10 protein-coding genes are annotated in these 11,689 nt (G+C 64.3%); 5 read left to right on the top strand and 5 right to left on the bottom strand.

Features of this window, described 5'->3' with window-relative positions:
- Positions 1–113: 113 nt before the first annotated feature.
- From EHH60_RS20250 to pgm, 4 genes are all read right to left on the bottom strand, one after another.
- Positions 114–1,094: a PDR/VanB family oxidoreductase gene (locus EHH60_RS20250; RefSeq protein ID WP_124161194.1), complete on the bottom strand. Its 981-nt coding sequence runs from the start codon at positions 1,092–1,094 to the stop codon at positions 114–116.
- An 11-nt stretch (positions 1,095–1,105) separates the two neighbouring features.
- Positions 1,106–1,858 carry a GntR family transcriptional regulator gene (locus tag EHH60_RS20245; protein ID WP_124161193.1) on the bottom strand — a complete coding sequence of 251 codons (753 nt, stop codon included), beginning with the start codon at positions 1,856–1,858 and terminating at the stop codon, positions 1,106–1,108.
- A 4-nt stretch (positions 1,859–1,862) separates the two neighbouring features.
- Positions 1,863–2,912: an aromatic ring-hydroxylating dioxygenase subunit alpha gene (locus tag EHH60_RS20240; RefSeq protein WP_124161192.1), complete on the bottom strand. Its 1,050-nt coding sequence runs from the start codon at positions 2,910–2,912 to the stop codon at positions 1,863–1,865.
- 207 nt (positions 2,913–3,119) lie between these two features.
- Positions 3,120–4,766 carry a phosphoglucomutase (alpha-D-glucose-1,6-bisphosphate-dependent) gene (gene pgm, locus EHH60_RS20235; protein WP_124161191.1) on the bottom strand — a complete coding sequence of 549 codons (1,647 nt, stop codon included), beginning with the start codon at positions 4,764–4,766 and terminating at the stop codon, positions 3,120–3,122.
- 226 nt (positions 4,767–4,992) lie between these two features.
- Here pgm and EHH60_RS20230 point away from each other — a divergent pair, with 226 nt between their 5' ends.
- Positions 4,993–5,739: a transglycosylase SLT domain-containing protein gene (locus EHH60_RS20230; RefSeq protein ID WP_349629073.1), complete on the top strand. Its 747-nt coding sequence runs from the start codon at positions 4,993–4,995 to the stop codon at positions 5,737–5,739.
- A 76-nt stretch (positions 5,740–5,815) separates the two neighbouring features.
- Positions 5,816–6,664 carry an MBL fold metallo-hydrolase gene (locus EHH60_RS20225; RefSeq protein ID WP_124161190.1) on the top strand — a complete coding sequence of 283 codons (849 nt, stop codon included), beginning with the start codon at positions 5,816–5,818 and terminating at the stop codon, positions 6,662–6,664.
- Positions 6,665–6,692: 28 nt separating this feature from the next.
- Here the strand turns inward: EHH60_RS20225 and EHH60_RS20220 are convergent, their stop codons facing one another.
- Positions 6,693–7,583 (bottom strand): aldose 1-epimerase family protein, encoded by an 891-nt coding sequence (locus EHH60_RS20220; protein ID WP_124161189.1) that lies wholly within the window; start codon positions 7,581–7,583, stop codon positions 6,693–6,695.
- A 186-nt stretch (positions 7,584–7,769) separates the two neighbouring features.
- Between EHH60_RS20220 and EHH60_RS20215 the strand changes: the two genes are divergently transcribed.
- From EHH60_RS20215 to EHH60_RS20205, 3 genes are all read left to right on the top strand, one after another.
- Positions 7,770–8,873: a glycosyltransferase family 4 protein gene (locus tag EHH60_RS20215; protein WP_124161211.1), complete on the top strand. Its 1,104-nt coding sequence runs from the start codon at positions 7,770–7,772 to the stop codon at positions 8,871–8,873.
- A gap of 198 nt (positions 8,874–9,071) precedes the next feature.
- Positions 9,072–10,244, top strand: a complete 1,173-nt coding sequence (locus EHH60_RS20210; RefSeq protein ID WP_245454542.1) for a glycosyltransferase — start codon at positions 9,072–9,074, stop codon at positions 10,242–10,244.
- Between the two features lie 109 nt (positions 10,245–10,353).
- Positions 10,354–11,685, top strand: a complete 1,332-nt coding sequence (locus EHH60_RS20205; protein WP_124161188.1) for a cellulase family glycosylhydrolase — start codon at positions 10,354–10,356, stop codon at positions 11,683–11,685.
- Positions 11,686–11,689: the final 4 nt, after the last annotated feature.

The following is an 11,689-nucleotide window of genomic DNA, read 5'->3' as shown; positions in this document are numbered from 1 at the left end:
CCCCCAGAGGAGAGAACCCTCACCCGGCGCTTCGCGCCGACCTCTCCCGCAAGCGGGAGAGGTGGAGCCGGCGGCACCGCCCATGCCGTCAGATAGATCTCGCTGCAGTCACCTCAGACCGCATCCGCGCGCAGCAACGTATCCACGGTGATCGTACCCCGTGCGCGGGAGACGCAGGCGCAGATCTTCTGGTTGGCTTGCTTCTGGTGGTCGCTGAAGAAGACGTCGCGATGGTCGATCTCGCCGTCGACGTCGACCACGTCGATGGCGCAGAGGCCGCATTCGCCGCGCTTGCAATCGGATATCACCTCAAAGCCGCTGGCGTTGAGCACGTCCAGCATCGAGCGCTCGCGCGGGATCTCGATCTCGATATTCGAGTCCTTCAATCGCACGCGAAACGTTTCGGTCGGCAGCGTGCCGCTGGAGCCGAAGGTCTCGTAGCGGAGATCGGGGAGCGGATGGCCGGCGCCGATCCAGGCATGACGCGCGGCGTCGAGCATCCGCATCGGGCCGCAAAACAGGCCCAGCGTTCCTTGCGGCAATGAGGCGAACAGGGCGTCGAGATCGAGCCGGCTGCCTTCGTCGCTGACATGAACGACGAGGCGGTCGCCGAGCATCGCGGCGAGGTCGTCGAGATAGGCGGCTTCGTGGCGCGAGCGCACCGCATAGTGCAGCATGACGTTTGCCCCGCGCCTCGCCAGCGCCTGCGCGGCGCCGAGGATCGGGGTGATGCCGATGCCGCCGGCAATCAGGCAATAATTGGCGCGGGTCCAGTCGACCGCGAGCAGCGAGGCGGGCTGGGTGATGTCGAGCCGCGCGCCCGGCTGCAAGGACCACATGTAGCGCGAGCCGCCACGGGAATCCTCGGCGCGGCGCACCGCGATCCTGAAGCCGTGCGAAGCGCCCTCGCCGACCAGCGAATAGGACCGTGTCTCGGGCAGGCCGTCGATGGTCACGCTGACATTGATGTGGCTGCCGACCGGATAGGCCGTGACGTCGAGCTGATCCGGCCTGATCAGGAACTCGCGGATTCCGGGCGCAAGGTCGCGGGTGGAGACGAGCGTTGCAGGAATCCAGGTTTCGATGAAGCGCATGGTGACGGCCCTCAATCGGTTGCGGTCTTGATCAGCGCGAGCGCCGGCAACAGGTCGAGATGGGTCCGGTTGCGCAGCGCGAGCCGCAGGTTTCGCACCGCGAGCCGGGCATGCTCACGCATGATGGCCTCGGCCCGTGCGCCTTCGCGATTCTCGATGGCGTCGATCACGACGCGATGATGCTCCTGGGCGATGATCAGGATCTGCTGCGCCTCGGGCAATGCCGATTGCGCCATCACGAAGCCGCTGGGCGAGGCAAACGGCAGCGCCGAAGCGCGGTCGATCTGGCGGATCAGGGGTGGGCTGCGCGACAGCTCCGTGAGCACCGCGTGGAAGCGCGCGTTCAACGTGACATAGGACGAGAAGGCATCGACCGATATCGGCACCTGGCGGAGCAATTCGTCGATCGCCGCAAGGCATTCCTTCAGCGGCTCCAGTTCGCGCGCGGAGACGCCGCGTTCGGCGGCGAATCGCGCAGCCAGGCCTTCTAGCGTGCCGCGCAGCTCGATGGAGTCGGAAATGTCGCGTTCCGAAAACGCCTTCACCATGAAGCCGCCGGAGGGGATCGCCTCCAGGAGGCCCTCCTCCTCCAGCCGCACCAGCGCCATGCGCACCGGCGTGCGCGAGGCGCCTGTTGTCTCCACCGCCTGAAGCTCGGAGATGCGCTCGCCCGGGCGCAACGCCCCCGACAGGATCTGGTCGCGCAGCGCGAGCTGCGCCTTCACGGTCTGCGAGACAGAGCGGTCGACCTCGCGCTCCGCCATGTTCCTACTCCGCGGCCTGGAGGTGTTGCGGCGCATTCTCCCTGGCAATCATCTTGTCGATCAGCTTGCGCGACCACATCGCGCCGGCGTCGATGTTGAGATTGTAGAAGATGCGATCGGGGTTCTCGTCCATGGCGCGCTGCTGTGCTTCCAGAATCAGCTCGTCCTCGCGGAAGATGCCGGAGACACCCTCGCGGATCTCGGTGGTGATGCGCTGCTCGCCGATACGGTAGTTGCGGACGAAGGCCCAGAAATAGTGGCAGGTCTTCTCGGTCTCCGGCGTGATGGTGTTGAGCACGAAACCGTTGACGCCTTGCGAGCGGTCGCCTTCCGGCGCGCCGCTGCCACTAGGTGCCACGCCGACGTCGATCGCGATCGTGCATGGGGCCTCGAAACGGATGATCTGCCAGCGATCGACGAGGCCGGGCTTGCCGAGCTGCCTGGCCCAGAACGGCGGCGGCTCGATGTTCCGCATCCAGCGCGTCACCGTCACCGTCTTCTCGCCATGGGTGACGTCGAACGGAGCTTCGGCGACCGCCTCGTTGCCGATCGATGAGCCGTGAACGAAAGTCTCGTGGGTTAGGTCCATGAGATTATCGAGCACGAGGCGGTAGTCGCATTTGACGTGAATGGTCTTGCCGTCCCCGGCCCAGGCCGGATCGTGATTCCAGTGCATGTCCGGCACCAGCGCGGGATCGGCCAGCGCAGGATCGCCCATCCAAAGCCAGACGTAGCGGTGACGCTCGACCACGGGATAGGCGCGGACGCAGGCCGACGGATTGATAGTCTCCTGCGAGGGCATGAAGGTGCAGCGGCCCTGCGCGTTGAACTTGAGGCCGTGATAGCCGCAGACGACGGTGTCGCCTTCGAGCCGACCCTTGGACAAAGGCACCAGGCGGTGCCAGCAGGCATCCTCCAGCGCGGCCACCGCACCGTCTGCCTTTCGATACATCACGACATGCTTGCCGCAGATCGTCCGCGGCAGCAGCGCCGCCTTCACCTCGGCGTCCCAGGCCGCGGCGTACCAGGCATTCATCGGGAAGGGTTTTGGCATTGGTCTCACTCCCACGGCTTATGTATGCGTTATGTATACAATAGCTGAGAGAATGAATCGTTCAAGTCCCAAATTCCCCTTATCATATTACCTTTCCTTATTGCAGTGTATACAGCACCTCTCAGAACGGCATTTTTGAGATTGAGGTTCTGCGCCTCCGCGGCGTCATGGCCGGGCTCATATGCAATTGTTCAGTTGCTTTGCGCTTTACCCGCCGAACACCTTGGCCAGCCCGGCCTGGGCCTCTTCCTGAATCCGCTTCAGGTGCTCGGTGCTACGGAAGCTCTCGGCGTAGATCTTGTAGACGTCCTCGGTGCCGGACGGCCTTGCGGCGAACCAGCCGAAATCGGTTTCGACCTTGATGCCGCCGAACGGCTGGCCGTTGCCGGGCGCCTTGCTCAGCGTCGCACGCACCGGATCGCCGGCGAGATCCTTCAGACCGAGCTGCTCGGGCGTGACCGATTTCAGGATCGCCTTCTGCGGCCCGGTGGCGGCAACGTCGATGCGCGCGTAATGGGGCATGCCGAACTCGGCGGTGAGCTCGCCAAAGAGCTGGCTGGGGTCGCGGCCGGTCTTGGCCATGATCTCGGCAGCGAGCAGGCCGAGGATGATGCCGTCCTTATCGGTGGTCCACACCCCGCCGTCGCGGCGCAGGAACGAGGCCCCTGCGCTCTCCTCGCCGCCGAAGCCGAAGCCGCCGGTGAGGAGGCCGTCGACGAACCATTTGAAGCCGACCGGCGTCTCGACCAGCCTGCGGCCGAGCTTTTTGGCGACGCGGTCGATGATCGAGCTCGACACCACGGTCTTGCCGATCGCGGCGTCCTTGCCCCAGTGCGGGCGGTGCGCGAACAAATAGGAGATCGCGGTCGCCAGGTAATGGTTCGGATTCATCAGGCCGCCGGTGCGCGTCACGATGCCGTGACGATCGGCATCGGTGTCGTTGGCAAAGGCGACGTCGAAGCGGTCGCGCATCGCGATCAGGCTCGCCATGGCGTAAGGCGAGGAGCAATCCATGCGGATCTTGCCGTCCCAGTCCACTGTCATGAAGCGGAAGGTCGGGTCGATCGCCTCGTTCACCACCGTGGCCTTCAGGCCGTAGCGCTCGATGATCGGATGCCAGTAATGCACGGCGGCACCGCCGAGCGGATCGATGCCGATGCTGACGCCGGCGGACTTGACGAGGTCGAGATCGACGACATTGCCGAGATCGGCGACGTAGGGCGTGATGAAGTCGCAGGCATGGACGTTCGCGGCCTTGCGCGCCTTGGCGTAGTCGATTCGTTTCACGCCCTTGAGGCCGTCGGCGAGATAGGCATTGGCGCGCTTCTCGACCACGCCCGTGACGTCGGTATCGGCGGGGCCGCCATGTGGCGGATTGTATTTGTAGCCGCCGTCCTCCGGCGGATTGTGCGACGGCGTGATGACGACGCCGTCGGCGAGGCCGCTGGCGCGGCCCTTGTTGTAGGTGAGGATGGCGTGCGAGATGACGGGCGTCGGCGTGTAGCCGCCGTCCTTGTCGATCATGACATCGACGCCGTTGGCGGCGAACACCTCGACGGCGCTGACCAGCGCCGGCTCGGCCAGCGCATGGGTGTCGATGCCGATGAAGAGCGGCCCCGTCAGCCCCTTTTCTGCTCTGTAGTCACAAATCGCTTGCGTGGTCGCGAGGATGTGGCCTTCATTGAAGGTGTTCTTGAACGAGGTGCCGCGATGGCCCGACGTGCCGAACGCCACGCGCTGCGCCGGATCCGATGCATCCGGCTTGCCGGCGAAGTAGGCCGTGACCAGCCGCGGAATGTTGGTGAGCGCGTCCGGCGAGGCCTGCTTGCCCGCCGCGGGATGAACATCAGCCACTGAAATATCCTCGTCCTATCGTCACGGAAATAGCGGGACAGCATAGCATTGGCCGCGCCCCCGCCAAGGCCACAACACGCGCGACCGGGAAGGCGTTCCTTGGGGGTGAGCGCCCGCGCGCGACAGTGACCGCGCGCCAATGGCCGGTTTGTTAACTCCGGAGCTCTATGACGAGCTTATGCTGCGGGATCGGGCACGCTTCAATCTCGGCGCGACGTGGAGACACGTGGCGGTCGCCCTGCTTTTGTCGGCCCCGATCGGCGCACATGCGAGCGACGGCGATATCGACGGCCCGCACACGATTTCGACGATCGCCAACACCGGGACCGAGCTCGGCGCCGGCGAAACGGCGTCATCCCGGGCCACGATCCGGAAGATCATCGAGAGAGAAACCGCAAACACCAATCTATCGGCCGACGTCGCCGAAGCCCTCGTCTTCATCGAAAGCGGCTACAACCCGGCGGTCATCGGCAGCGCCGGCGAAATCGGCCTGATGCAGGTGCGGCCCGAGACGGCGGCGATGCTGGGCTTCCGCGGAAGCAATGCGGAACTCGCAGAATTGGACGTCAATATCCATTACGGGGTGCTCTATCTCAGCCGGGCCTGGCGTCTGGCGGGCGGGGACCTCTGCCGCGCCCTGATGAAGTACCGGGCAGGTCACGGCGAAGAAGAGATGACCGCGCGGTCGCAGGTCTATTGCAACCGAGCCCGTAACCGTCTCCTCGCCATGAACGCGATGCCGGCAGGGACCGCAGCTGCGGCTGCTCCGGATCCTGCGCCCCCCGTCGCTGCTGCGGCCCCGGCAAAACCGGCGAGCCGCCCGAAGATGCCGGTGCAGCCCAAAACGGTCTATGCCCGCTATCGTCAGGGCACCGCGGCCGCCAGCCGCGCCTATTGGGCCGCGCACGAGGCCCGGATCAGCCAAATCAAGGCACGCATTGGAGCCAGATGGAAGCGCGTCGCATCGCGTTGAGGGCGAGCCGGCTTGCCCCGCCGCGAGCTCCGCATCTACTGTGTGTCGCAAGAGTCCGCATCCGGGAGGTGGCGCCATGGAGGTCATACTACTCGGCACCGGTGGCCCGCGCCCGGACCCGCGCCGGATGGCGACGACCACGCTGATCAGGCTCGGCGACGAGAACATCCTGTTCGACGCGGGTCGCGGCGTCGTGGTGCAGCTCAGCAAGGCCGGCGTGCCGCTCGGCACCATCAACGCGGTCTTTCTCACGCACCATCATTTCGACCACATCGGCGACCTCTACGATGTGATGCTGAATTCATGGATGCAGGGGCGCAAGGACGAGCTGCGTATCTATGGACCGCCGGATACCGAGCGGCTCGTCAGCACGCTGATCACGCAGGTCTACGACAAGGACATCATTTGGCGGGACAAGGGCGAGCCCAGCTTCGGCGGCTGGAAGCCTGTCGTCGGAAGGGACATCGCACCGGGTCCAGTTCTCGACACCGGCCGCTGGAAGATCAGCACCGAGCTGGTCTCGCATGGCGACGGCCTCGACATGCCGCCGGCCTTCCTCGCGCGATGGATGTGTCTCGGCTACCGCTTCGAGGCAGAGGGCAAGATTATTGCGATTTCCGGCGACACCGTCCCTTGCCCCGGGCTCCAGCGGCTGGCCGAGGGCGCCGACCTGCTGGTGCAGTGCTGCTTTCTCGCAACGCCCGAGATCAACAACGAGCACCTCCGCCGCCTTGCGAAATACACGATCGCCTGCGGTGACACGGTCGGCAAGGTCGCGGCCAAGGCCGGCGTCAGGAAGCTCGCGCTGACCCACCACCGGCCGCGCAACGATGATGCCATGTTGGCCGCCCTGCTTGAGGATGTCCGACGCGACTATTCAGGTCCGGTCGTGCTCGGCGAGGATCTCACGCGCATCGAGGTCTGAGGACCATCGATCAGCGCGCCCCTCGGCCTCAGGACGATCCGACCTCGATCCGGAACGACAAGCGCTCTTCCCCACCCGGCGCGATATGCATCAGGCCCGGCTTGTCGGTGAACTCGCCCTCGAAGCCGGCGGGACTGGCATGGCCGCGCCAGGGCTCGATGCAGAGGAACGGCGCACCTGACGGTTTCGACCAGATGCCGAGCTCGCGGAAGCCGCGCCAGGACATTTTCAGCCACGGCCCGGTCGAAGGACCCTGCCCCGCGGCATAGCGGACCCAAGTGCTCTCGATCCGGTCGAAGATGATGGCGTCGTCGGTGAACAGGGACTCGGACAGAGGAAGCGAGTTGCCCTTGACCGGGCTCGGCTCCGCCGCCGGCCGCAGCAGTCCACCATCGAGACGGCGGACGGGAGACGACTCCGCGCGCGCGAAGGTAAGCGCATAACTCTCCTTTGCCACGCCGGGCTGCAGCGGCCAGTTGAAGGCGGGATGGCCCCCGATCGAGGCCGGCAGCGTCTCCTTGCCGGTGTTGGCGATCGTGAGCGTCAGGTCGAGACCGGTGTCATCGATGGCGTAGGCGACGGCGAGCCGGAACGCGAACGGATAGAGCGCGCGCGTCGCCTCATTGTCATCGAGCACCAGGGTGCAGCGGCTCTCGCCGCGTTCCGCCCACGCAAAGCGGCTGTCGCGGGCAAAGCCGTGCTGGGTCATCCGATATGCCTTGCCCCGGTGCCGCAATTCGTCCTTGGCAAGGCGCCCGACGATCGGAAACAGCAGCGGCGCGTGGCGCGGCCATTCCGGTCCTGCCTGCCAAACGAATTCGATGCCGCTGTCGTCCTTCAGCGAGCACAGCTCGGCACCGTGCGCCTTGATGGTTGCCTTGAGGGAGCCGCTGCGGAGAGAGTAGGTGTCGTCGGTCATGCCCGACGTCTACACCCCCAACCCACCCGCAGCAAGGCAGCGCCGATCATGCGTTTCGAACGTTTTGGCGCCGATCGAGCGCTACGTCATATTTCCGTACCCAACGATTGCTCTGTTGGCTTGATCACCGTCTGCCTCCCCGAGGCCGACCCGACCTGAAAGCCGATGAACTCCCATGGTAGCCAATTGAAGTTCTTCATCAACGGCCGCTTTCTGTCGCAAAAGCTCACCGGCGTTCAGCGTTATGCCGCTGAAATGGTCAAGGCGATCGACGTACTCCTGGCGTCGGAGCAGACGCCTGCCCCGCTGCGCAACGCCGAATGGCAATTGCTGACGCCAGCGGATGCAAGCGAGACCCTTCATCTCGATCGGATCAAGATCCGCGCGGTCGGCCGGTTGCATGGGCACGCTTGGGATCAGATCGATCTCGCACGCGCCGCTGCCGGAGGCCGCTTGATCAGTCTGGCCAATTCCGGTCCCGTCTTCCATGGCGACCACATTGTCGTGCTCCACGACGCCCAGGTCTTTCGCAGACCGGACTTCTTCAACTGGCGCTACTTGACCGTTCATCGCACGATGGGGCGGCTGCTCGCCCGCCACGCAACCATCGCAACGGTGTCGGCATTTTCCCGCGGAGAACTTGCTGACGTGCTGAATCTATCAGCATCGAGCATTCCGGTCTTTCCCAACAGCGCCGAACATTTCGCCGCCACGAAGCCTGACCCCGGCATCCTTGCGCGACTGGGCATTCAGCCGCAACAATTCTTCCTCTTCGTGGGCTCGAAGACCAAGAACAAGAATCTCTCGGTCGCGATCCGCGCCGTCCAGTTGCTCGAGCGGGCCGACGTTCCACTGGTCATCGTCGGAGGCGATAACAGCAAGGTCTTTCAGGACAATTCGGGCGAAGGGGTTTCCGGCCTGCTGCTTGCCGGACGTCTGACGGACAGCGAGATCGCAGCTCTCTATGCGCATGCATCGGCATTCGTGTTTCCCTCGCTCTACGAGGGATTCGGCGTGCCGCCGCTCGAAGCCATGATCTTCGGCTGTCCGGTCATCGCCTCGATGGCTGATGCCGTCGTCGAGACGTGCGGTGACGCGGCTGCGTATTTTCGCGCCACCGATGCCGAAGCGCTGAAGCAGCTTATGCTCGAAAGACTGGCAATCGGTGCGATCTCTGACCAGGAACGCATGCGGCAGCAGAATCGCCTTGCCTTCTATTCCTGGAAGAAGTCGGCGAAGGCTCTGCTCGATCATCTCGAACGACCAGCACGAATCGCCAGCGCCGCTTGAAGCTCGACGCAGTTCGCCTATTGCGCGCAATGGTTCTTGCACAAACGTTTTGCAAGTCGCGGCTCCTAGCATTGTTCCACGAGAACTTTTTCGTTCGTGCACCGATCGCGGCGCAACAACACCACATCGCTGCCCCAATATCGCTACGTATTCGAGGAACTGTGCCGTCATCAGTGAAGCTCAGAACAGGGATACACGATGTCCGGCTCTCCGACGCAGCCCTATCCAAGACAGACGATGAAAGTGCTGCACGTCGCCGAGACGATTCGTGGCGGGATTGCGAGCTACCTGAATGAGTTACATCCTCAGCAACAGACGAGTTTCGGCGCCGAGAACATACATTATGTCGTGCCCTCGGATCATCGACGCGATCTCGCCGCGGTCGATGACAATCAGATTACGACGTTCGAGCGATCCGGACGCAGCATCGCCGGGCTATTCCAGATGTTGCGCGCAAGCATGCAAGCGCTGGATGCCTTCAGACCGGACGTGGTGCACCTGCATTCCTCGTTTGCAGGCCTCGTGCTCCGGCCTGCGCTGGCGGCCCGCTCGGGCGGACCGCGCGTCGTCTATTGTCCGCACGGCTGGGCGTTTTCGCGCGAGACCGGCCGCCTCAGTCACGTGGTGACAAAGGCGGCGGAGAACCTTCTCGCGCGCACGTCGGACCGGATCATCTGCATCTCCGGCGACGAATTCAACGAGGCGGTCCGCGCGGGAATTCCCGCCGACCGCCTCACCCTCGTCCACAATGGCATCTCGAAGAGCCGCACGCTGCAGCCCGTTGCGGCGGAATGGACTTCCAAGAAGGTCAAGGTCCTGTTCATCGGTCGTCTGGACCGGCAGAAGGGCTTTGATCTCCTGATCGAAGCGGCACGCTCGCTCGAGGACGTCCTCGACGTCCGCATCGTCGGCGCCTCCGTCGTCAACAAATACGAAGGCCCGACGGTCCCCTCCAACGTGTCCCTGCTGGGCTGGCTGGACAGGCCAACCATCGAGACCCAGCTTGAGGCCGCCGACCTCGTCGTGATCCCGTCACGATGGGAAGCCTTTGGCCTCGTTGCCCTAGAGGCGATGCGCGCCGCCAAGCCCATTCTGGCGTTCCGCAGCGGCGCATTGCCCGAGATCGTCGTCGATGGCGTCACCGGCGTGCTGTGCGAGCCCGTCGCCGTTCAGCCGCTCGTCGACGGCTTCCGGCGAGCATTGGATCTCGATCTCAAGGTGCTGGGACAGCGCGGCTACGACCGGTTCAAGCAGCTGTATGACGTTCAGAAGACGCATGGACAATTGCAGCAGGTCTATGTCGAGCTCCTTCAGGACGACCGGACGCCGATTGCAACGAAGGCGGGGCTGCAATCGGATCTCTCAAAGTGACGATCAGCATGCACGCTTGCCCTCGCAGATGCCGGAGATCGCGATGGCGATCCACCAAGCCCGGTTTGGTGTCACCGCCAGTGTATCGCGCGTGAGCATGAACTAGACCATGACACGCCCACGCACCTTGGTTCGCGACAGTGTCCGCCTCGCGGCCTTCATCTCGTCCATTCTTCTGTCGGTCCCTGCCTGCGCTCAGCATGCTCAACCGCTCGATGCTCGATTCCTGCTGGGTGTCGGCACGCATCAGGGGCTGGGCGGGCCGGTGAGCGCGCGCGGGTACGTGCCGGCAGAGAACATCGCCCAGATCAAGCAACTCGGCTTCAACTCCTTCCGCGACGATTTCCCCTGGTCCGATTTCGAGACGCCAGGACGCCGGATGGGTTTCACGCCCAAACTCGGCAGGCTGGAGGCGCAAGTCAGGTCCGGCGTCGCGCGGCCGCTCCTGATCCTTGCGTTCGGCCATCATCTCGTTCCGAATTCCTCACCACCGACGACCGATGAAGCCCGGCAGCGGTTTGCCGACTATGCTGCGGCCGCGGCGCAATCGGTCGTGGCGCAACACCCGCTGTTCGAGCTCTGGAACGAATGGAACCTGGCGGCAAAGAAAGATGCCGCATTCTCACCGGAAAACTATCTGGCACTCGCGGAGGCCACACGCCCGGCGGTCAAGCGGGTTGCGCCGAACGCGCCTTTCCTGGTCGGGGCGCTCGGCGACGATCCGGGCTGGACGTGGACCGAGAAGATGTTGCGAACCGGCATTCTCCAGTACGCGGACGGCGCTTCGGTCCATCTCTACAATTTCTGCATGGGCCCAAGCAAACGCACCTCCGCCGAGATCATCGATCGGCTCACCGCGTTCCACCGGCTCGTGGGTCAGGCGAGCGGAAACCCCGACTTTCCGATCTATGTCACCGAGACCGGCTGGACCACGGCCACCAACAAATGCGACGTCAGCGAGCAGGCCCAGGCCGACAATACGGCACAGCTCATCCTGTGGGCGTCGACCGCGGCACGCTGGCTCAAGGGCGTCTGGCTCTATGAGCTCAAGGACAGCGGAAAGAATCCATCGGATCTGGAGCACAATTTCGGCCTCTACCGTTTCGACAACTCGCCAAAACCCGTCGCCTGCGCGGCCCAGGGCGCCTGGGCTTTCATTCGCTCCAGCCTGAGTGCCGAGCGACGAGAGCTCGCCAGCGGCGTCGTGTCGATCAATGCATCCACGGCGTCCGGCGGCAGAGTTGCAGTCTGGTCCGAGGCCCCGGACCGACGTTACGAAATCCGGCTTAAGGGAGAACAGGAAGGAGCGACTTTTGCGATGCCGTGCGATTCCACCGCAAGACCGGCATCCGGGGCCTGGATTCCGGTTTCGAGCACACCGGTTCTCATTGCAGTCAACAACGGTTCCATACCCGGCCTGGAGATACGGCCGGCGCGATAGGCGC

This window comes from Bradyrhizobium sp. RP6 (assembly GCF_003837805.1).
Classification (GTDB): Bacteria; Pseudomonadota; Alphaproteobacteria; order Rhizobiales; family Xanthobacteraceae; genus Bradyrhizobium.
Note: the sequence above shows the minus strand (reverse complement) of the source record. Positions and strands in the feature narration are given on the sequence as shown.